Source organism: Paractinoplanes deccanensis (genome assembly GCF_016862115.1).
Taxonomy (GTDB): domain Bacteria; phylum Actinomycetota; class Actinomycetes; order Mycobacteriales; family Micromonosporaceae; genus Actinoplanes; species Actinoplanes deccanensis.
Window position 1 is genome coordinate 1 of the sequence record NZ_BOMI01000163.1, and the last position, 20,049, is coordinate 20,049.

At 72.3% G+C, this 20,049-nt stretch carries 18 protein-coding genes and 1 tRNA gene; 10 read left to right on the forward strand and 9 right to left on the reverse strand.

Going from position 1 to position 20,049, the window contains the following annotated elements:
• A partial coding sequence (locus Ade02nite_RS39385; protein ID WP_203775138.1) for a LysR family transcriptional regulator occupies positions 1–436 on the reverse strand: 436 nt, incomplete at its 3' end.
• Positions 437–508: 72 nt separating this feature from the next.
• On the opposite strand from Ade02nite_RS39385, the gene Ade02nite_RS39390 reads away from it, so the two are divergent.
• The 5 genes from Ade02nite_RS39390 to Ade02nite_RS39410 all read left to right on the forward strand — a co-directional run bounded on the left by Ade02nite_RS39390 (position 509) and on the right by Ade02nite_RS39410 (position 5,958).
• Positions 509–1,807: an aspartate aminotransferase family protein gene (locus Ade02nite_RS39390; RefSeq protein ID WP_203775140.1), complete on the forward strand. Its 1,299-nt coding sequence runs from the start codon at positions 509–511 to the stop codon at positions 1,805–1,807.
• A 43-nt stretch (positions 1,808–1,850) separates the two neighbouring features.
• Entirely contained in the window at positions 1,851–2,819 is a 969-nt protein-coding gene (locus Ade02nite_RS39395) for a phosphotransferase (protein WP_203775142.1), read from the forward strand.
• A gap of 132 nt (positions 2,820–2,951) precedes the next feature.
• Positions 2,952–3,440, forward strand: a complete 489-nt coding sequence (locus Ade02nite_RS39400) for a GNAT family N-acetyltransferase (RefSeq protein WP_203775144.1) — start codon at positions 2,952–2,954, stop codon at positions 3,438–3,440.
• Between the two features lie 30 nt (positions 3,441–3,470).
• On the forward strand, positions 3,471–4,571 hold the full coding sequence (locus Ade02nite_RS39405; protein WP_203775146.1) for a hypothetical protein: 1,101 nt from the start codon (positions 3,471–3,473) through the stop codon (positions 4,569–4,571).
• A 175-nt stretch (positions 4,572–4,746) separates the two neighbouring features.
• Positions 4,747–5,958 (forward strand): calcium-binding protein, encoded by a 1,212-nt coding sequence (locus Ade02nite_RS39410; RefSeq protein ID WP_203775148.1) that lies wholly within the window; start codon positions 4,747–4,749, stop codon positions 5,956–5,958.
• A gap of 25 nt (positions 5,959–5,983) precedes the next feature.
• Here Ade02nite_RS39410 and Ade02nite_RS39415 read toward each other — a convergent pair whose 3' ends face one another.
• The 3 genes from Ade02nite_RS39415 to Ade02nite_RS39425 form a co-directional block, all read right to left on the reverse strand.
• Positions 5,984–6,658, reverse strand: a complete 675-nt coding sequence (locus Ade02nite_RS39415; protein ID WP_203775150.1) for a Crp/Fnr family transcriptional regulator — start codon at positions 6,656–6,658, stop codon at positions 5,984–5,986.
• The gene (locus Ade02nite_RS39420; protein ID WP_203775152.1) at positions 6,646–8,649 is read right to left on the reverse strand and encodes an adenylate/guanylate cyclase domain-containing protein; all 2,004 of its coding nucleotides are present in this window, start codon (positions 8,647–8,649) and stop codon (positions 6,646–6,648) included. Before Ade02nite_RS39420 ends, Ade02nite_RS39415 begins: the two co-directional genes overlap by 13 nt.
• Positions 8,650–8,740: 91 nt before the next feature.
• Positions 8,741–8,813: transfer RNA gene (locus Ade02nite_RS39425), tRNA-Gly, on the reverse strand.
• A 104-nt stretch (positions 8,814–8,917) separates the two neighbouring features.
• Between Ade02nite_RS39425 and Ade02nite_RS39430 the strand changes: the two genes are divergently transcribed.
• The gene (locus Ade02nite_RS39430; protein WP_203775154.1) at positions 8,918–10,693 is read left to right on the forward strand and encodes an FAD-dependent oxidoreductase; all 1,776 of its coding nucleotides are present in this window, start codon (positions 8,918–8,920) and stop codon (positions 10,691–10,693) included.
• A gap of 511 nt (positions 10,694–11,204) precedes the next feature.
• On the forward strand, positions 11,205–11,525 hold the full coding sequence (locus tag Ade02nite_RS39435) for an STAS domain-containing protein (protein ID WP_203775156.1): 321 nt from the start codon (positions 11,205–11,207) through the stop codon (positions 11,523–11,525).
• A gap of 327 nt (positions 11,526–11,852) precedes the next feature.
• On the opposite strand, the gene add is transcribed toward Ade02nite_RS39435, so the two are convergent.
• Both add and Ade02nite_RS39445 read right to left on the reverse strand, forming a co-directional pair.
• Positions 11,853–12,812 (reverse strand): adenosine deaminase, encoded by a 960-nt coding sequence (add, locus tag Ade02nite_RS39440; protein WP_203775158.1) that lies wholly within the window; start codon positions 12,810–12,812, stop codon positions 11,853–11,855.
• Positions 12,813–12,901: 89 nt separating this feature from the next.
• Positions 12,902–13,639, reverse strand: coding sequence for an SDR family oxidoreductase (locus Ade02nite_RS39445; protein WP_203775160.1), 738 nt, complete (start codon positions 13,637–13,639; stop codon positions 12,902–12,904).
• Positions 13,640–13,717: 78 nt separating this feature from the next.
• Here Ade02nite_RS39445 and Ade02nite_RS39450 point away from each other — a divergent pair, with 78 nt between their 5' ends.
• Positions 13,718–14,185: an RrF2 family transcriptional regulator gene (locus tag Ade02nite_RS39450; RefSeq protein ID WP_203775162.1), complete on the forward strand. Its 468-nt coding sequence runs from the start codon at positions 13,718–13,720 to the stop codon at positions 14,183–14,185.
• Here the strand turns inward: Ade02nite_RS39450 and Ade02nite_RS39455 are convergent.
• Positions 14,143–15,072 (reverse strand): alpha/beta hydrolase, encoded by a 930-nt coding sequence (locus Ade02nite_RS39455; protein WP_203775164.1) that lies wholly within the window; start codon positions 15,070–15,072, stop codon positions 14,143–14,145. The two genes, Ade02nite_RS39450 and Ade02nite_RS39455, sit on opposite strands and share 43 nt — an antisense overlap.
• A 172-nt stretch (positions 15,073–15,244) precedes the next feature.
• On the opposite strand from Ade02nite_RS39455, the gene Ade02nite_RS39460 reads away from it, so the two are divergent.
• The gene (locus tag Ade02nite_RS39460) at positions 15,245–16,300 is read left to right on the forward strand and encodes a glycoside hydrolase family 26 protein (protein WP_203775166.1); all 1,056 of its coding nucleotides are present in this window, start codon (positions 15,245–15,247) and stop codon (positions 16,298–16,300) included.
• A gap of 44 nt (positions 16,301–16,344) precedes the next feature.
• Here Ade02nite_RS39460 and Ade02nite_RS39465 read toward each other — a convergent pair whose 3' ends face one another.
• Positions 16,345–17,613 (reverse strand): cytochrome P450, encoded by a 1,269-nt coding sequence (locus Ade02nite_RS39465; RefSeq protein WP_203775168.1) that lies wholly within the window; start codon positions 17,611–17,613, stop codon positions 16,345–16,347.
• A 126-nt stretch (positions 17,614–17,739) separates the two neighbouring features.
• On the opposite strand from Ade02nite_RS39465, the gene Ade02nite_RS39470 reads away from it, so the two are divergent.
• Positions 17,740–18,939 carry an MFS transporter gene (locus Ade02nite_RS39470; protein WP_203775170.1) on the forward strand — a complete coding sequence of 400 codons (1,200 nt, stop codon included), beginning with the start codon at positions 17,740–17,742 and terminating at the stop codon, positions 18,937–18,939.
• 257 nt (positions 18,940–19,196) lie between these two features.
• Here the strand turns inward: Ade02nite_RS39470 and Ade02nite_RS39475 are convergent, their stop codons facing one another.
• Positions 19,197–19,514 carry a cold-shock protein gene (locus Ade02nite_RS39475; protein ID WP_203775172.1) on the reverse strand — a complete coding sequence of 106 codons (318 nt, stop codon included), beginning with the start codon at positions 19,512–19,514 and terminating at the stop codon, positions 19,197–19,199.
• Positions 19,515–20,049 lie beyond the last annotated feature (535 nt).

Consider the following 20,049-nt stretch of genomic DNA (forward strand, 5'->3'; position numbering starts at 1 on the left):
CTGAAACGGTCACGACCGGCCCCTCAACAGAGTGAACGCGGTTCGGGTTGTGCCACATCCGGTCCACCGTCACGTCCGGATGGCGTTCGCTGAGCCGCGCGACCGCCGGCGAGGCCAGCGCGTGTACCGCGCTCTGGAACGCCGCCAGCGTGACCGTGCCGGCCGGCTCGTCGGCCGGCCCGCGCAGCTCCTCGGAGGCCGCGTCCATCAGTGCGAGGATCTCCCGTGCCCGCCCGGCGAGCAGCACCCCGGCCGCGGTGAGCCGCACCCGGCGGCCGGCCCGCTCGAACAGCGCCGTCCGGGTCTCCCGTTCCAGCGTCGCCAGCTGCTGCGACACCGCGGACGGGCTGAGGCCGGCCCGCTGCGCCACCGCGCGCACCGTGCCGTACGTCGCGAGGTCGGCGAGCAGGCGCAACCGCCACGGGTTCAGGATCATGAAGCGATCCTTGACAGCAGAGCCGGAAAGGGGAAATGGACGTGGCCAGGCCGGCATGGCAACGTCCCCGTCATGGACGACTTCTGGGCGGACGCCGAGCGTCACCTCATCCGCTACAACGGCGCGGGACGGTTCGTCCCCGAGATCATCGGACGGGCCGAGGGCAGCTTCGTCGTCACCGAGGACGGCCGCCGCCTGCTCGACTTCACCTCCGGGCAGATGAGCGCGATCCTCGGCCACTCGCACCCGGCCGTGGTCGCGACCGTGCAGCGCCAGGCCGCCACCCTCGACCACCTGTTCAGCGGCATGCTCAGCCGGCCCGTCGTCGACCTGGCGCGGGGGCTCGCCCAGACGCTGCCCGAGCCGCTGAGCAAGGTGCTGCTGCTGACCACGGGCGCCGAGTCGAACGAGGCCGCGATCCGGATGGCGAAGCTGGTCACCGGCCGCCACGAGATCATCTCGTTCGCCCGGTCGTGGCACGGCATGACCCACGCCGCGGCGGCGGCCACCTACAGCCACAGCCGCAAGGGGTACGGGCCGGCCGCCCCCGGCAACTTCGCCATCCCGACCCCGAACGCGTACCGCCCGGACTTCACCACGGCCGGCGGCGAGCTCGACTGGGAACGGCAGCTGGACTTCGCGTTCGACCTGTTCGACGCGCAGTCGGTGGGCAGCCTGGCGGCGTGCATCGTCGAGCCGATCCTCAGCTCCGGCGGCGTCCTCGACCTGCCGCCCGGCTACCTGGCGGCGCTGCGCGACAAGTGCCACGAGCGGGGCGGCCTGCTCATCCTCGACGAGGCGCAGACCGGCCTGTGCCGCACCGGCGACTGGTACGCGTTCGAGCGCGACGGCGTGGTGCCGGACATCCTGACGCTCTCCAAGACCCTCGGCGCCGGGCTGCCGCTGGCCGCCGTCGTCACCAGCCCCGAGATCGAACAGCAGGCGCACGAGCGCGGGTTCCTGTTCTTCACCACGCACGTCTCCGACCCGCTCGTCGCCGCGGTGGGCGTGACGGTCCTCGACGTCCTGCGCGCGGAACGCCTCGATCACCGCGCCGCGGAGCTGGGCGCGTACCTCAGCAAGGGTCTGAACGAGCTGAAGCAGCGCCACGAGGCGATCGGCGACGTGCGCGGCCGGGGCCTGCTCGTGGGCCTCGAGCTGGTCGCCGACCGCGTCACCAAGCAGCCCGCCGACGCGCTCGGCCAGGCGGTGACCCGGCGCTGCCTCGAGCTGGGCCTGCACCTGAACGTGGTGCAGCTGCCCGGCATGGGCGGCGTGTTCCGGATCGCGCCGCCGCTGACCGCCTCCCCCGCCGAGCTGGACCTCGGCCTGGAGATCCTGGACCGCGCGCTCACCGGCGCGACGGCGTGAAATTCGCTGGCACCCATCCGCGCCCGGCGGCGATCATCGGCGGGTGCCGCTGCATGAGAACGAGCTCGTGGTCGACGAGGACGTCGTCCGTTCGCTGATCGCCGAGCAGTGCCCGCAGTGGGCCGGGCTGCCGCTCACCCCGGCCGGCGCGGGCACCGAGAACACGATGTACCGCCTGGGCGACGGCCTTCTCGTGCGGCTCCCGCGCAGCGTGGAGAAGGCCGCCCCGTTGCGCACGGAGCAGCGATGGCTTCCGGTGCTCGCACCGCTGCTGCCGCTGCCCATTCCCGCTCCGGTGTACGCGGGCCGCCCCTCGGACGCCTACCCCGCGCCCTGGTCCGTGCTGCGCTGGCTCGACGGCGCCCCACCCCACACGGCGAACGGCCCCCTCGCCACCTCACCCGGAACGGCGCCCACCCCGCCCGGCACCGCCGGCACCGCGACCACCCCGCCCGGCACCGTCACCGACTGGCGCACCTTCGCTCGCGATTTGTCCGGATTTATCAGGACCTTGCATGGCATCGACCTGATGGGCGCGACCGGCCCGAGGTGGTACCGCGGCGGCGAGCTCGCCCCCTGCGACGAGTGGGCCCGCAAGGCGCTCGCCGACTGCCGCCCGCTCGTCGGCGACACCATCGACATCGATCTGCTCGAACACCTGTGGACCGAGGCCCTGCGCCTCCCCCGCCACGACACCCGCGAGGTCTGGCTGCACACCGACCTCAAACCCACCAACCTTCTGGTACGCGACGGCAGGCTCGCCGCCGTGATCGACTTCGGCGGCCTGTCGATCGGCTACCCCGACGCCGAGCACGCCCCCGTGTGGGACCTGCCCGCCTCGGCCCGCGAGGCCTACTGGGACGCGGCGAACCTCGACGACATCACCTGGCAGCGCGCCCGCGCCTGGGCGATCGTGGTCGGCGCCAGTGGCATCCCCTACTACTGGCACACCTATCCCGACTTCGTCGCCGAGTGCCGCGCCCGCCTGTCGGCCATCGCCACCGGGGTCTGAGCTCGCGTTGCAGGACAACCCGGCACGTCGCGACGGCCCGGACCACCCACCCCGCCGGTCGCTACGGCGGGCACCCCGATCTCTGCTGGGTACGCCGGTCCCCGTATCTCTTCATGCTTTATAAACGACGCCATGACTGTCACCGTGCATGAGGTGAGCCCGTCCGACCGCGACCTCGTCAAGACGCTTCTGACCCGTTCGTGGGGCACGCCCATCATGGTGGCGCACGGCGTCCGCTATGACGCCTCGACGTTGCCGGCGCTCCTCGCCCGGCGCGACGGTGAGCCGGTGGGGCTGCTCACCTATCGGGTCGACGAGTCCGGGTTCGAGATCGCCTCGTTCGACGCCTTCGCGCGCCGCGAGGGAATCGGGACGCTGCTGCTCGGCGCCGCCGTCGACAAGGCGCGGGAGCACGGCGCCGCGCGGGTCTGGCTGATCACCACGAACGACAATCTGGACGCGATCCGCTTCTACCAGCGGCGGGGGATGCGGCTGGTCGCCGTCTCCCCCGGCGCGGTCGACGAGTCGCGGCGGATCAAGCCGTCCATCCCGCTGGTCGGCGACTACGGCATCGAGATCCATGACGAGTTGACCCTGGAGCTGCGCCTGAGTGGAATGTAGACCCCAGACCACAACTGCCTCGAGGTGACGATGATCCGTCGGGACGGCCGGCCGCTGATCGCGGTCGTCGGAAGCCTGGACCCCACCCGCACGTACGAGCCGGTCCTGCGCGGCGACCCGGCCGAGGCCCGCGCGGCGTGCGGCGAACTCGGCGAGGCCCTCGCCCGTTCCGGCTGCGACCTGGTGCTCTTCTCCAGCAAGCCGGACTACGCCGAGGCGCTGGTGGCCGCGGGCTACGTGGCCGCGTCGTCGGCGGAGAAGCCCGGCCGCATCGTGGCCAAGCCGCCGCAGCGCCAGCAGTTCACACTGAGCCTGCCCGCCGAGACCCACGTGGAGGTCGAGACGGTCCGCGACACCAGCCCCGAGTGGGAGATCGCCTTCTACCGCACGATCCTCCAGGACGTCGACGGCGTCATCCTGGTCGGCGGCGGCAGGTCCACCCTGGTCACCGGCGTCGTCACCATCGCCCAGCGCATCCCGGTCCTGCCCGTCTCGGTCTTCGGCGGCGGCGCCGAACGCGTCTGGATCCAGCTCGACCGCGGCGGCGACCAGGAGCCGGACGACATCGCCCTGCTCGGCGCCCCCTGGGGAGCCACCTCCGCCACCAAGCTCGTCGACTACCTGCGCCGCCAGATCACCCGCCGAGCCGACGAGCGGGCCGCCGCCGAGCAGGCCGCCCGCCGCCGAGCCCGCAGCGCGAGCACGGGCCGCGCCGTGGCCGCGGTCGCGCTGATCGCCGCCCTGACCGCCATCCCGCTGGCCGACGGCGCCGGCAACGCCACCTTCGGCTCCCTGACCCTGCTGCTCTTCGCCCCCATGCTGGCCGCCGTCGCCGGCGCCGTCATCTGGGACTCCTTCAACACCGACCAGCACTGGGCCCTGGCCGCCGTCCGCGGCCTGGGCGCCGGCGTCGTGACAGTCCTGCTGTACGTGGCGAGCCAGCTCCTCGCCAACCCCACCCTGCTCGACGTGCTGGACGTCCGCCGCCTGCTCTTCTTCGTGATCCCGCTGGGCTTCGTGGCCGGCCTGACCTTCGACCTCGTCTACCACAAGCTCCGCAGCGCGCCGGACCTCCCGGGCACCGACCTGACCGTGCTGACGTCGCCCGGCAGCGGCGAAAAAGCAGGATAGAGCCGGCGCGCAAGAAAACGGCCGGTAAAAGCGGCAATCAATCGCCATCCGGACAACGGCAACGTGCATCTTTACCAGTTCGGGCGCGTAATTCTTCCTCCAGTGCGGCCCCTCTGAGCTGCGAAAGTTCTCGGCGGCGGAAACGTCCGCCGACTCAGATTCAGGGGGGACAAGCATGAATCTCGGAGGAATCCGAAATCGACGGGTGCTCGCCCGTGCCGCCGTGTTCACGGCGCTCGGGGCGGTGCCCGTCCTGGCGATCTCGGCGCCGGCCTACGCGGCGACCGGGACGGCCAAGGTCGGCAACACCATCCAGGTCAACGCCGCCAACAACCGGATCAACGACATCACCATCACCCGGGTGGGGGCGAACTTCCTGGTCACCGACCTCGGTGACACCCCGGCCGCGGGGGCCGGCTGTGCCGTCGCCGGCGCCCGTACCGTGCGATGCTCCGCCGCCGGCGTCGTCCGGCTGGTCGTCAACACCGGCAACCTCAACGACCGGGTGAACAACCTGACCACCACGCCGTCGACACAGAACGGCGGGCTCGGCAACGACACGCTGTTCGGCGGGGCGGCCGGCGACACGCTGACCGGCGGCTTCGGCACCGACTCGCTGTTCGGCCGGGCCGGCAACGACACCGCCGTGGCGCTGGCCGTCAACGACGGGCGCGACCGGTTCAGCGGCAGCGCCGGCGTCGACACGACCAGCTACGCCAACCGGGCCGCGCGGGTGGTCGTCACGCTCAACGGGGTCGCCAACGACGGCGCGCCCGGCGAGCTCGACAACAACCTGTCCGATGTCGAGAACATCCTCGGCGGCCGCGGCTCCGACAACCTGACCGGCAACGCCTCCGCGAACCGGATCCTCGGTCTCGGCGGCAACGACGTCATGACCGGCGGGCTCGGCAACGACACCATGCTCGGCGGTGCCGGCGCCGACACCAACGTGGCGCTCGCCGTGCGCGACGGCCGCGACGTCTTCAGCGGCGGCGTGGGCGCCGACACGACCACGTACGCCAACCGCGCGCTCGCGGTCAACGTCAGCCTCAACGGGGTGGCCAACGACGGTTCCGCGCCCGAGTTCGACAACAACCTGGCCGACGTCGAGAACGTCTTCGGCGGCCGCGGCTCCGACAACCTGTCGGGCAACGGCTCCGCCAACCGCATGTTCGGCCTCGGCGGCGCCGACTTCATCGCGGGCGGCAACGGCGGCGACACTCTCGTCGGTGGCGCGGGCGGCGACCGGATGTTCGGTCAGGCCGGCAACGACACCCTGAACAGCCGCGACGGCGTGCGCGGCAACGACCGCAACGACGGCGGCCTGAACGTCGACCGGTGCACCTCCGACCTGCTCGACGTGCGGATCAGCTGCGAGCTCTCGTAAGCCCCCGGCAAGCGAGGGCACGCGCCTAGCGTGCCCTCGCGCGCAGGGAGTTCAAGTCCAGAACGGAGACCGAGCGGCGCTGCGTGGTGATCACCCCGTGGCGCCGCAACGTGCGCAGCGCCTTCGTCACCGACTCGCGCGACGACCCGGTCCACGCGGCCAGCTCGTCCTGGCTCAGCGGCACGGTGATCTGCACCCCGCCGTCGCCGGACGCGCCGAACCGCTCGGCCAGCTCCACCAGCCGCAGCGCCACCCGCCCGAGCGTGTCGTAGGTGCCGAACTCCACACGCTTGCGGTCCGAGTCGCGCAGCCGCGCCACGATCATCCGCACGATCCGCATCGCCGCCGCCGGATGGTCCCGCAAGAAGCCCAGGAACGAGGTCACCGGTACGACGAGCGTCTCCAGCGGCTCCAGCGCCGCCACCGACGCCGAGCGCGGAGCCCCGTCCAGCGCCGACATCTCGCCCAGCAGCGCGCCCGGCCCGCGGATCGCCAGCAGCACCTCCCCGCCCTGCGCGGTCAGCGAGAACACCTTCGCCCGGCCGGTCAGCACGAACACCACGGTCGTGGACCGGTCGCCCTCGCTGAACAGGGTCGCGCCCATCGGCCACCGGCGCCGCCGTCCGGAGCGGAACAGGTCGGCGAGCTCGTCCCCGGCGAGCTCACCGAGAAACTCGCCCGGATCGGTCACGAGTGCCACGAGCTCTCCTCCCGCAGGCCGTTGAGCACGTACGCGGACACCGGCTGGCGGCGCCCCTTGACCGTCAGGTCGCCGAGCGGCGTGACGAGCGCGGCCGGCCCGATCAGGGCGAGCGTCGCCGCGCCGATCAGCACCTGCCCGGGCGCCGCCCGCGTCTCCAGCCGGGACGCCACGTTGACCGCGTCGCCCATCGCGTTGAAGTTGCGCAGTTCCGACCCGCCGATGTTGCCGACCAGCGCCTCGCCGGTGTTGACGCCGACCCGGAAGCGCGGCCAGCCCGGCCGGTCCGCCGCGATCCTGTCGACGGCGCACTGGATCGCCAGCGCCGCCCGGGCCGCCCGCAGCGCGTGGTCGGGTTGCCGCGCCGGCGCGTTGAAGAGTGCCATCAGCGCGTCGCCGACGAACTGCACGACCGTCCCGCTCTCGCCGAGCACGGCCTTGGTCGCGACGTCGAAGTACTCGTTGAGCATGGTGACGATCTGCTGCGGCGTCGACCGTTCCGAGAAGGTCGTGAACCCGCGCAGGTCCGCGAAGAGCGACGTCACCTCGACCACCGCGCCGCCGAGCGCCGCCTGGGACGGGTCCGCCACCAGCGCCGTCGCCACGTCCGGCGACATGTACTGGCGGAACAGCACGTCGAGCTGCCGGTAGAGCCGCGCGTTCTCGAGCGCGATCGACAGCTGGCTCGCGAGCGACGCCAGCAGCGCCGCGTCCCGCTCGGGCACCGGGTCGCCGCGCCCCGCGACCAGCACGCCGGCCGGGTGCCCTTTCACGATCAAGGGCAGGATCAGGTTGCCGTACGGGTCCACGGCCGGCTCGCCGCGGTCCAGGGCCGCCTGCGCGTCCCGTACGGAATAAGCGTCGGCGGGACCGCAACCGAGCGACGGCCGGAACACCAGCCGGGTCTCCTCGACCAGTCCGATGTGGACGCGGTAGCCCTCGAACGCGCGCCCGATGCGCGCCACCGCGCCGTGCAGCAGGTCGAAGTCGGAGACGATCACCCGCGCGTCCCGCCCGACCGCGACCAGCGCGTCCAGCTTGCGGATCTGGTCGCGCTCGCTCGCCACCGCGTCGGCGGCCCGGCCGAGCACCGCGGCCTGCCCCTCGGTCAGCTCGAACCGCCGCGCGACCAGATCCATCGCCGCGGCCCGCTGACCGCCGCGCAGCGCCTGGACCAGCGCCTCGAGGGCCGCGCCGTACTCGGCCTTGAGACGCCGCACGGTGAACTCGGTGCCGACCGCGCTGAACAGGCCGGCGGCGGCACCCTCGTGGCGATATTGCACCCAGGCGCTGTACGCGACATAGCCGAACCCGGCCGCCATCAGCAGGTGCCACTCCCACCAGGACGCCTGCCAGTTGCGCCCCAGGGCCATCGCCACCGCCGACTCGGCGAGCAGCGTGAACGCCGTCATGATCGACAGAAGCATGACGGCGCGCCGCCGCCGGTAAAGGGCGTAATAGCGGATCGCCGCGGCCGCGAACAGCACGAACGCGACGACGGACAGCGCCGTGGTGGGCGGCGCGGCGACCGCGAGCAGGGCGGCGAGCGCGAGCACGGCCACCCGCAGCCATCCCGCCCGGCGCATCAGGGCGGCGGGCAGGTCGGCGGCCGACGCCGCTGCCAGGACGGCCGCCGCTGTCAGGCCGACCGGGGAGGCGTACGAGAAGAGGGTGTTGGGTCCGTGCACGAGCACGCCGGGGGTGGCGAGCGCGTGGAGCCCGAGGAAGGCGGCGGCCAGCAGGAACGACAGGCCGACGAGGAAGAGCCGGATGTCGGCGCGGCGGCGGGCGGCCTCGTTGACGAGCACGGCGAGGGTGAGGCTGACCGCGGCGACGGCGAGGACCAGCCAGAAGTGGGCCGCGTCGTGCCGCCAGTGGACGTCGAGCGCCGGCCGGGAGATCAGCAGCCAGAGACCCACCATCGGGGCGGCGAGGTGCGCGGCCCAGACGATCACGCGCGCCGTACCACCCCGGCCCGCCACTGGATCCATGCGCTCTGACGGTAGTCGCGTCGGCGCCCGCCGGGTCTGTCGGATAAACGCGCGAAGGCGCCCCCGTCTCCGGGGGCGCCTTCGCGATGAGAGCGGACGACGGGATTCGAACCCGCGACCCTCACCTTGGCAAGGTGATGCGCTACCAGCTGCGCTACGTCCGCGCTGAGGAGAACAATACCGGATGCCCTCCGGGGCCCGCGCACCCGGGGGCGCTGTGTCGACGGTGACGTTGAGCCGCGCGCCTTCGCTCTGACACCATGCGCCGATGGTGACGCCCTTCCCGGAGCTCGGGGACCAGTTCGAGGAACTCGCGGCCGCCGCCTTCGTGGCGCTCGACGAGGAGCAGTTCGCGCGCGCGATCGCCTACGGCCGCCCGTCGCCGGTGCGGGCCGGCGACCTGCTGTTCGACGTGGGCGACGACGACGGCGACCTGATCCTCATCGAGTCGGGCACCGTCATCGTCACGTCGGGCCTGTCCGGCGCCGCCTCGCCCGCCACCTCGCCCGCCGACTCGCCCGCAGCCTCGGCCGCCACCTCGCCCGCCGACTCGCCGCCCACCTCGCCCGCCACCTCGCCCGCCGACTCGCCCGCCGCCGAGGAGCCGATCTTGCGGGCCGGCCCGCGCCAGTTCGTCGGCGAGCTCAACCTGCTCACCGGGCAGACCCGCATCCTCACTGCCCACGCCACCGAGGACGGGGTGGTGCACCGCGTCTCCCCGTCCGCGTTCCGCCGCCTGATGGCGCAGGACACCGAGGTCAGCGACATCCTGCTGCGCGCGTTCCTGGCCCGCCGCCAGCTGCTCGTGTCCCGCGCCGCGCACAACCTCGACGTGGTCGCCGACGACACCACCGCGGCCGGCCTGGCGCTGCGCACGTTCCTGATCCGGCAGGACCTCCCGTACCGCTGGCTGGGCCCGGACACCACCGAGGGCCGCCAGGTCACCGCCGCCGCCGGCCTGTCCGCAGGCGACCTCCCCGCCGCGATCACCCCCCGCGTGACGTTGCGCAACGTCGATCCCGGCACGCTGAGCCATTCCCTGGGCCTGACCTACCGCCGTACGCCGAAAGGCGTCGCCGACCTCACGATCGTCGGCGCCGGCCCCGCGGGCCTGGCGGCGGCCGTCTACGGCGCCTCGGAGGGCTTGGAGACGGTCCTGCTCGACGCGGTGGCCACCGGCGGCCAGGCGGCCGCGAGCTCCCGCATCGAGAACTACCTCGGCTTCCCGTTCGGCCTCAGCGGCGAGGCCCTGACCGCCCGCGCCGTCGTGCAGGCCCTGAAGTTCGGCGCCCACCTCGGCAGCCCCTGCGGCGTCGCCTCCCTCACCCGCGGCGCGGACGGCAACCACCTGATCACCCTGGTCGACGGCACGGAGATCCCCACCCGCACGGTCCTGATCGCCACCGGCGCCGCCTACCGCAACCTGCCCCTGGGCCGCTGGGCGGACTTCGTCGGCGCCGGCATCTACTACGCCGCCACCGACCTGGAGGCCAAGGCCGTGACCGGCCTCCCCGTCACCGTCGTGGGCGGCGCCAACAGCGCCGGCCAGGCGGCCCTCTACCTGGCCCGGCACGCCGGCCACGTCACCCTGGCCGTACGCGGCGGCAGCCTCACCAAGGACATGTCCAGCTACCTGGTCGAACGCATCCTCGCCGACCCCCGCATCACCGTCCGGACCACCACCGAGGTCACCTCCCTGCGCGGCGGCCACCGCCTCCAGGAGATCACCCTGACCTCCCGCACCACCGGCGACTCCGACCCGTGCGGCTGCTTCGGCCTCTTCTGCTTCATCGGCGCCACCCCCGCCACGGAATGGCTGACCGACGTGGCCCTGGACGAGAACGGCTTCATCCCCACCGACGTGCAGCTGGGCCCCCGCTGGACGGAAACCACCCGCCCACCCTTGCCCTTCGAGACAAGCATCCCCGGCGTCTTCGCCGCCGGCGACGTCCGCACCGACTCGATGAAACGCGTCGCGGCGGCCGTCGGGGAGGGCGCGAGCGCGGTGCGCAGCGTCCACCAGGCCCTGGCCCATCTGACATAGGGGATATTTCGGCGGCGGCTCCGCCTCTTGACAGGCAAGCCGCCCACAGCGCGACGGTGTGGGCGGCCTTCCCCAGCCGCACCACCCGCTCTCCACAGGTCGTGATCCACAGCCACCCACCATCCACAGCCGGCCGCCGCCGAGCAGGCCACCCGCCGTCCTCAGACCTGCTCGCCATCCACAGACCCGCTCGCCGTCCACAGCCGACCCATCCACAGGCCCACCTATCCACCCATCCACAGCCGTCCACCCATCCACAGCCGCCCCATCCATCCACAGGCGCGCCCACCGTCCACAGCCCGCCGACATGATCTCGGGCCTTGCCGCCACAATGGAGTCGGCCGGGGGACCCCCTGGGAGGGCGGGCGCTGTGTGTGGACACGGGCAGGATGCGTCGGTTGCGCGGCCATCGGGCTCTCCCCGGCCCGAGCGAGAGAGTGCGTGGGGCCGCTGCCCCGGCGGGTGAACGCTTGCCGTGCCGTCCTTGAACCGGGCGGGTAGCATCTGGCCAATGCCGAAGGAAGCCACGATTCTGCACGAACCAGCCGATCCCGACGGTCTGGTGGTTGCCACCCTCACCGGCGAGCTCGACCTGGATCGGGCCGACGACGTCCGCGACGCGCTGGCTCGCATCGCGGCCGATCCCGGCTGCCGCTACCTTCGTGTCGACGTGGCCGGCCTCGACTTCATCGACTCGTACGGGCTCGGCGCTCTCGTCAGCGCCCGCAACAGTGCCGCGGCCGAGGGCGTCACGCTCACCCTGGCGGAGCCGTCGCCGCCGGTGCGCAAGGCCATCGATGTCACCGGCCTGGGGCACGTCTTCGGCCTCTGACCGCCCATCGGCCCGGCGCGCCGAAGCCCGCGCGGAGCGCCCGGCGCGCTGAAGCCCGCCAACCGACCCGCACGGAGCGCCCGGCGAGCGGCGGCCGAAACGACGCGCCGGAACCGACGCAGCCAGAAGGCCCGGGACGACGTGGCGCGGTTCGCCCCGGCCAGCGACGCTCCCGGCCGCAGAAGCGCGCTCCGAGACGCTGACCGGGGAGCAGCAGTCACGGCCGTGAGGACCGACCGCTCGAAACCCGGGGCCGTCAGCCGGAGACCGTCACTCGCGGACGCGGAGGGTTGACGGCACGGACCCCGGGTGGCCAGCCAGAGACCGTCAGTCGCAGACGCGGAGGGCCGACGGCTCGAAAGCCGCCCGCCGGGCGTACCCCTCGATGGCTTTAATCTCGGCCTCGGACAGGCCGATCTCGTCGCGGGCCGTGGCGTATTCGCCGGAGAGGGTGATCGCCGAGGCTCGCGGGTCGTCCGTCGACAGCGCCACCGGTACGCCGGCGGCCAGCAGTTGGCGCAGCGGGTGTGCCCGATAGCTCGGGGCGACGCTCGTGTGCAGGTTGCTCGTCAGCGCCACCTCCAGCGTGATCCCGTGTGCCGCCAGATGGTCCAGCAGGGCCGGGTCCTCGACCGAGCGGACGCCGTGGCCGATGCGCTCGGCGCCCAGGTGGTGGATGGCCGCCCAGACGCTCTGCGGGCCGGCCGCCTCGCCCGCGTGGACCGTCACGTGCAGGCCGGCATCGCGGGCGGCCCGGAAGGCGGGCGCGAACTCGTGTGCCGGTACGCCCGCCTCGTTGCCGGCCAGGTCGACCGCGCGGAACGCGTCCCGCCGCGACAGCAGCGTCTCGACCTGGGCGAGGCCCTGGGCCGGGCCGAGGTCGCGCAGCAGGATGCCGATCAGCGCGACCGGCAGGCCCGTCTCGGCGGTGGCCGCGCGCACGCCCGACGTCACCGCGTCGATGACGGCCTCGGGCCGCAGGCCGGTCTCCTGGCGGATGAACCAGGGGCTGAACCGCAGCTCCAAGTAGTCGAGGCCGTCATCGGCGGCGTCCCGCACCGCCTCGCGCGCCGCCCTCTCCCAGTCATCGGGGCGGGGGAAGGCGGACGGCGCGGCGTCGACCTTGTCGAGGAAGGGGACGAGGCCGCCCAGGGGGCCGCGGGCCACGAGCAGATCCTCGGGGTCGTCCGCGGCGGCAAGGGGGTGTCCGTCGCGGTGCGCCAGCTCGAGGATGGTGGCGACGCGCAGCGAGCCCTCCAGGTGGCGGTGCAGGTCGATCAGGGACATCGCGGGGCGAACCTTTCGGACGGGCACGGCGAACAGTCAGCCGACTGGCGCCGGGCAGTCCTCCAGGATGGCCGTGATCTTGGAGAAGCCTAACCGAGCCACTTCTCGAAGGAGATCGCGCCGAGGCGGGCGCCGCTGTCCGGGGCCGGGGCGAGCGACTCCACGGCCGCGCCGAAGTAGCCCGCCTCGGGGTCCTCGACGACGGTGCGGGTGTCGCCCTTGGCCGCCAGGTAGCGGCTCACGAACGAGCTCAGCGTCCCCGCCTCCGGACCGGCGAGGTCGACCACACCGTTCACCGCCGGCCGCTCGACCAGGTCGGCGAGGGTCGCCGCGACGTCCTCGGCGGCCACGGGCTGGAAGCGCGCGGTGGAGAGCCGGGCCACGCCGTCGGCGGTGGAGAAGTCGGCGATGCCGGCCAGGAACTCGAAGAACTGGGTCGCCCGCAAGATCGTGAAGGGCACCCCGGCGGTACGGATCTGCTGCTCCTGGGCCACCTTGGCGCGCATGTAGCCGCTGCCGGGGATCTGGTCGCAGTTGACGATCGAGACGGCGATGTGGTGCTGCACGCCCGCCTCGCGCTCCGCGGCGCCGAGGTTGGCCGCCGAGGTGGTGAAGAAGTGCAGCACCTCGTCGTCGCCCCAGGACGGCGCGTTGGTCACGTCGACGACCACGTCGGCGCCGGTCAGCGCGGCGGCGAGCCCCTCGCCCGTGACCGCGTTGACACCGGTGGAGGGCGACGCGGCCACCGCGTCGTGCCCGGCGGCGGTGAGCAGCGGGATCAGCTTCTTGCCGACGAGGCCGGTGCCTCCGATGACCACGATCTTCATGTCGAACCCCTAACTCGGATATCTGATGTCCGAGACTCTACTCGGACAATCTCTGTCCGAGTCAAGTAGGATGTGACCATGAAGATGTCCGGCGGCGTCGAGTGGGCGCTGCACTGCACCGTGGTGCTGAACGCCGCCGAGCGCCCCGTGCCCGCCGCACGCCTCGCCGAGCTGCACGACGTCTCCGGCAGCTACTTGGCCAAACAGCTCCAGGCGCTGTCCCGCGCCGGCATCATCCGCTCGGCGCAGGGCCACGCCGGCGGCTACGAGCTGGCCCGCCCCGCGACCGCGATCACCGTGCTCGACGTGGTCGAGGCCGTCGACGGCCCACAACCAGCGTTCCTCTGCACGGAGATACGCCAGCGCGGTCCGCTCGCCACCCCCGCAGAGGCGTGCGAGAAGCCCTGCGCGATCTCCCGGGCGATGAGCGCCGCCGACCAGGCCTGGCGCGCGTCCCTGCGCGCGGTGACCATCGCCGACCTGGCAGATCAGGTGGTCGAGGACTACGACGGCGACGTGTTCGCCGGCGTCCGCGCCTGGCTCTGACCCACGGGCGAAGCGCCCGGCCCAAGCAGACGCCCCGAAGAAGCGCCCGGTCCAAGCAGACGCCCGGAGGATGCACGCGCCCCCCTCGAGCGCACGAAGGAGGCCATCATCCCGAGCGCCGCGAGCGCGGTCTCGACCGGCTCGGCGTGCGTGAACGCGTGATCCGTACCGGGAAAGCAGTGATGCTCGACGGCCACGCCCGCTTCCGACAGCCGCCGGGCGAACACCTCACCCGAAGGCCCCAGAACGTCCCGTTCCCCGGTCAGCACGAGCGACGGCGGAAAGCCGCCCAGCCGATCGTCGCGCACCGGCGACACCGCGACGTCATCGACCGCGACCCCGGCGAAATAGCTCCCCACCATCGCCCTGAGCAGCCACGGCGCGACCCGCCCGCTCCCCTTGTCAAGATCCAGATCAAGATCCACCAACGGGTACGCGGCCACGAGCGCCGCCGGCATCGGCGCACCCTCGTCGCGCGCCCGCTGGCACACGGCGATCGCCAGCTTGCCGCCCGCGCTGAACCCGCCGACCACGATGCGTGCCGGGTCGTGGTGACGCAGCGCCCAGCGGTACACCTCGTACGCCTCACGCTCCGCGACCGGAAAGCGTGACTGCGGCGCCGTGCTGTAGTCGACGTTGAGGACGCTCGCCCCCGCGTGCTCGGTCAGGTAGCGGCAGGCGTGGTCGTCCTGCTCGGGGTGCCGCACGATGAACGCCCCGCCGTGGAAGTTGAGGTAGACCGGCCCGTCCTCGGCGCCCGGGTAGAGCACACACGGCACCGGCGCGTCCACCGCGACCGGCGGCGGCCCCGCCAGGCGCAGCGCGTCCGGCACCCGCGTCATCGCGGGCGACAGCCGCTGCAGCAGAAGCGCGTCCCGATCACTCACGGCGCGAAGAGTACTCAACCCGGGCCCCGCGCCGCCGATCTCAGGGGCACGACTGCGGGCTCCGGCGAGCGCAACCGACCCGCACCGTCGCGGGCACCGGCTGCGCACCGTACGCCCCGGAATCTCTTTCCCATGCCCGGCCGACAACGGCCGGACAACAGGGGGAGAGAGAATGCTGCGGAAGTCCATGTACTCGCTGGCCGCGCTCGTCGCCGGCTTCGGTGCGGCGCTCGCCGGGCCGATCGCCGCGGCCGAGGGCGCGACGACGCCGGCTCAGCCGGCGGGCAAGTGCGTGACCGACGCCAAGCTGGTGCCCTCCTGCGGCGTGCTGTGGGGCGCCGCCGCCGGCGGCTTCAGCACCCTGCCGCGCGACCAGGAGCTCAAGACCTGGGAGCAGAAGTCGGGCCGCACCTCGTCGATCTTCCACGTCTACCACAAGGGCGACGAGAAGTTCCCGACCGCGTCCGAGATCGCGATGGTGCGCGACAAGGCCAAGCCGCGCGTGCTGCTCATCAACTGGCGCGTCGAGTACGGCTCGACCTGGGCCAACGTAGCCGCCGGCAAGCTGGACGCGCGCATCGACGCGTTCGCCGCGCGGGTCAAGGCGACCATGCCGGAGAAGTTCTTCCTCGTGCTCAACCACGAGCCGGAGGACGACGTGCGCGTCGACCCGGCCTCGGGCATGACCGCCAAGGACTTCGCCAAGTCGTACCGTCACGTGATCAAGCGGCTGAAGTCCCAGGGCCTCAGCAACATGATCAACGTGGTCGCCTACATGGGCAACGAGAAGTGGATGGCGCAGTCGTGGTGGAAGGACCTCTACCCCGGTGACGACGTCGTCGACTGGGTCGGCCTGGACTCGTACGTCTCCTCGGAGGTCCCCTACTACCACGCCGGCGTCTTCGCCGACCTGCTCGACCGCAAGGCCAAGGGCGGCCAGGGCTGGTACGACTGGGCCACCAAGAACCACCCGTCCAAGCCGATCATGGTGGCCGAGTGGGGCGCCTACCACCGCGTGGGCAAGGTCGTCGACAAGTCCAAGCAGTTCAACTCGGTGCTGCCGGAGCTGGCGAAGCGCCCCAAGGTGAAGGCGATCGTCTACTTCGACACCAAGAAGGACCTGTTCGGCGACCGCGACATCAGCATCGACAGCTCGCCGGCCTCGCTGGCGTCGTTCCGCAAGCTGGCCGCGTCCCCGAAGTTCAACGTGACGCTGCGCCTGCGCTGAGCACACGAGCCCGCTCCCTCGTCCGGGAGCGGGCTCGTCGCCGTCTACTCCAGGGTCACCGGCAGCGAGTCGAGCCCGAAGACGATCGACGCGCGCCGGAACGTCAGCTCGCGCACCGGCACGGCGGGCCGGATCCGGGGGAAACGGCGGAACAGGGCCGGGTACGCGATGCGCAGCTCCATGCGGGCGAGCTCCGCGCCGATGCACCTGTGGATCCCGTACCCGAAGGCGAGGTGTGATCTTTTGAGGGGTCGCGTGGGGTCGAGCGTGCCGGGCTCCGGGCCGGTCGCCGCCGGGTCGCGGTCGGCGCCGCTCAGCGAGCAGATCACCACGTCGCCGGCGCGGATGTCGGCGCCACCCACCTTGTGGTCGCGGATCGCCACGCGCGGGAACGCCACCTGCACGACGGTCATGTAGCGCAGCAGCTCCTCGACGGTGTCGTCCAGGCTGTCCGCGAGCCGGGCCCGAAGCTCCTCGTCGGTCATCAGCGCCAGCGCCCCGAGCGCGATCATGCTGGCCGACGTCTCCAGGCCGCCGGTGAGCACGCCGTCCGCGAGGCCGGCCAGCTCCCGGTCGTCGATCTCGGTGCCATGGGTACGGATGAGCGCGCCCAGCAGCCCGTCGCCCGGCTCGCGGCGCTGCTGCTCGATCAGCCCGCCGAGGTACGTCAGCGACTCACCCACCGCGTCGAGCGACGCGCCCGCGCCGTCCGCGAGGTCGAACCGCGCGGTGCTGAGCTTCTGGAAGTACTCGCGGTCCTCGTACGGGACGCCGAGCAGCTCACAGATGGTCAGCGCCGGGACGGGCAGCGCGTAGTCGTTCCAGAGGTCGGCCTCCGGCTTGGCCGCCATCTCGTCGAGACGGTCCGCGACGATCTTCTCGATGCGCGGTTGCAGCCGGGTCAGGCGCCGCATCGTGAACTCGGGCGTCAGCGCCTTGCGCAGCCGGGTGTGCACCGGCGGGTCGGCGAACCCCAGGCCGCCCGGGTCCTGCGCGATGTTGATGCCCACGCGCCCCGCGAACTTGCCGAAGTCGTTGCTGTAGCCGTCGAGGCTGCCGAGCACCTCGCGCACCGGCTCGTACCCGGTGACCAGCCAGCCACGCATGCCCAGCGGCAGCGGCAGCCGGCTGACCGGCTCGCGGTCGCGCTGGCGGGCCATCTGCTCGACCGGGTCGAGCCCGTCGCGGTGCAGCGGCCACAGCAGCTTGTCGGGGAGCAGGGCGAGCCCCGCGTACGGCCCGTTTCCGCCCGCGAACCTGCGCGCGAGCAGCCCGAACACCTGGGACCGCACCGCCGACACCAGCGAGGTCATGCCCACGCCGTTTCCTCCCCATCCTCGAGCGTCGGAAGATGATCACACGGAAACCGGGGAAAGTGGCGTACGCCGAGGTTAATTTGTGTGTGTACAGGCGTACACATCATATGTACGATCGTACGCATGACGCTCCTCGCGCCGGCCGCGCCCACGCTCCAGGCCCGCCGTGCCCGCCTCGCCGTGGCCGCGGTGTTCCTCACCAACGGTGCCCTGTTCGCCAACGTCGTGCCCCGGTATCCGCAGATCAAGGCCGATCTCGGCGTCTCCAACGCCCTGTTGGGCACGGCCATCGCCGCCATGCCGCTCGGCGCGCTCCTCGCCGGCCTGCTGGCCGCCTCGGCGATCCGCCGCTTCGGCTCCGCCCGGGTCGCGGCCCCCGGCATCGTCCTGCTGGCCGCCGCCACCTTTCTGCTGCCTTTCGCCCCTTCGTGGTACGCGTTCGCGGCCGCCATGTTCGTCATCGGCGCCCTGGACGCGGTCGTCGACGTCGCCCAGAACGCGCACGGCCTGCGCGTGCAGCGCCTCTACGGCCGTTCCATCGTCAACTCGTTCCACGGCGTCTGGAGCATCGGCGCGGTCCTCGGCGGCCTGATGGGCTCCGCCGCGGCCGGCCTGGGGTTGTCCCTCGCCGTGCACCTGGGCATCTCCGCGGCCCTGTTCAGCGCGGTGGCGCTCTTCGCGTTCCGCTTCCTGCTGCCCGGCCCCGAGGACGCCGAACGCCAGGCCACCCCCACGGACACACCCCAGCCCGCCCGGCGAGCGGCGACCACCACCGCCGTACGCCTGCTGGCGATCCTGGGCATCCTCGCCGCCTGCGGAGCCCTGGTCGAGGACGCCGGCTCGTCGTGGGGCGCCCTCTACCTGACCACCGGCCTGCACACGAGCGCCGCCACCGCCGGCCTGGCCTTCGTGGCGCTCCAGGTAGCCATGACCATCGGCCGCCTCACCGGCGACCGCGTGGTCGACCGCTTCGGCCAGCGCACCGTCGTCCGCGCCGGCGGCGCCCTGACCGCCGTGGGCATGGGCGCGGCCCTGCTGCTGCCGTCGGTCCCCACCGCCCTCGCCGGCTTCGCCCTGGCCGGCCTCGGCGTCGCCACCCTGGTACCCGCCACGATGCAGACCGCCGACGAGATCCCCGGCCTCTCCCCCGGCACCGGCCTCACGGTCGTGAGCTGGCTCCTGCGCGGCGGCTTCCTGCTGTCCCCACCCCTGGTAGGCCTGATCGCCGACCAGACAAGCCTGCGCGTCGGCCTGCTCAGCGTCGTCCTCGCGGGTGTGCTGACCTTCGCCCTGGGGCGGGTGCTCGACAACAAGCGCCCTTGACGCGAGGTGCCGGCCCTCCTGCGGCCTGGCCTTCGACAGACAGCCCACGTCGAGCGCCGTCGGCCTTCACCGGGCAGCCCGCACCGACCGGGCCACAGCTTTCGATAGGCGGCCCACACCGACCGGCCCCTCAGTCATCACCAGATAGCCCACACCGACCGGCCCCTCAGCCATCACCAGATAGCCCGCCCCGACCGGCCACTACCCTTCGACAGATAGCCGGCGTCGACCGGCCGTCAGCCTTCGTCCGTATCCGATCAGGACCCGCCGGAGCGCTCCGGCTCGTCGAACGTCAAGGTCAGCGTGCTGGTGAACGCCCCACCCGCCCGCTCGCCCCGGCCCCGCTCCACCGGCTCGACCCCATCAACCCAGACCCTCACGGCACGGTACGGAAACCCGTCCTGCCCCGGCGCCTCCCACTCGAAGCGCACCCGCTCCCCCACCCCGAACGAGACATAGCCACCCATGGCACCCGCGCTGAAGTGCGCCCAGCACCCGCCCGGCGTATCAGCCGAGTCGATGACACCCCACCCTTCGTCGGCGTTCCACTCCCGCACCGTGCCGACACTGGCCATGCCCGATCCCCCTTCACCGAACGAACACCGCCGCCGCATGCCGGGCGCGGCCGACCACGAAATCAAACGTGCGGCTCCCCCGGCACCAATCCTATCCGGCGTTCGTGAATTGTCATCACACCTCCCTCAGAATGGCATGATCCATCGTTGGCACCTGATCTTCATGGTGCGGGATAATGGTTTATGGCACAGCCCACCCTCTTCTCCAGGTCACAAATAGCCGCCATGCGTGACCGGACGAAGTCACGCCGCTATTCGCCGTCCCAGGAGGCTTTCCGGCACGATCACGCACGCCGCCGACGGTGGGGCCTCCCAAGGCGCCACGCCGCGAAGTTGTGCCGGACGCGGGGCTGTTCCTACGAATGCGGAGCCGTCGGCCTGCACGACCCGATCGAGCGCATTCCCCCCTTGATCTGGGACGACGACGCCACATGCACCGAACACCCCACGACGCCGACCCCCAGCCACGAACGGCAGGCTGCCCAGGACATCCGACCGGCCGCCAAGGGGTCGGCCAGCCAAGACGTCCCACCCG

Excerpts from the sequence above, each read along its gene's own strand:
- Ade02nite_RS39445 (WP_203775160.1), bottom strand. The coding sequence starts at position 13,639 with ATGAAGATCGTGGTCATCGGAGGCACCGGCCTCGTCGGCAAGAAGCTG.
- add (WP_203775158.1), bottom strand. The coding sequence starts at position 12,812 with ATGTCCCTGATCGACCTGCACCGCCACCTGGAGGGCTCGCTGCGCGTC.
- Ade02nite_RS39475 (WP_203775172.1), bottom strand. The coding sequence starts at position 19,514 with ATGGCCAGTGTCGGCACGGTGCGGGAGTGGAACGCCGACGAAGGGTGG.
- Ade02nite_RS39465 (WP_203775168.1), bottom strand. The coding sequence starts at position 17,613 with ATGACCTCGCTGGTGTCGGCGGTGCGGTCCCAGGTGTTCGGGCTGCTC.
- Ade02nite_RS39410 (WP_203775148.1), top strand. The coding sequence starts at position 4,747 with ATGAATCTCGGAGGAATCCGAAATCGACGGGTGCTCGCCCGTGCCGCC.
- Ade02nite_RS39430 (WP_203775154.1), top strand. The coding sequence starts at position 8,918 with ATGGTGACGCCCTTCCCGGAGCTCGGGGACCAGTTCGAGGAACTCGCG.
- Ade02nite_RS39460 (WP_203775166.1), top strand. The coding sequence starts at position 15,245 with ATGCTGCGGAAGTCCATGTACTCGCTGGCCGCGCTCGTCGCCGGCTTC.
- Ade02nite_RS39435 (WP_203775156.1), top strand. The coding sequence starts at position 11,205 with ATGCCGAAGGAAGCCACGATTCTGCACGAACCAGCCGATCCCGACGGT.
- Ade02nite_RS39470 (WP_203775170.1), top strand. The coding sequence starts at position 17,740 with ATGACGCTCCTCGCGCCGGCCGCGCCCACGCTCCAGGCCCGCCGTGCC.
- Ade02nite_RS39420 (WP_203775152.1), bottom strand. The coding sequence starts at position 8,649 with ATGGATCCAGTGGCGGGCCGGGGTGGTACGGCGCGCGTGATCGTCTGG.
- Ade02nite_RS39400 (WP_203775144.1), top strand. The coding sequence starts at position 2,952 with ATGACTGTCACCGTGCATGAGGTGAGCCCGTCCGACCGCGACCTCGTC.
- Ade02nite_RS39450 (WP_203775162.1), top strand. The coding sequence starts at position 13,718 with ATGAAGATGTCCGGCGGCGTCGAGTGGGCGCTGCACTGCACCGTGGTG.
- Ade02nite_RS39390 (WP_203775140.1), top strand. The coding sequence starts at position 509 with ATGGACGACTTCTGGGCGGACGCCGAGCGTCACCTCATCCGCTACAAC.
- Ade02nite_RS39405 (WP_203775146.1), top strand. The coding sequence starts at position 3,471 with ATGATCCGTCGGGACGGCCGGCCGCTGATCGCGGTCGTCGGAAGCCTG.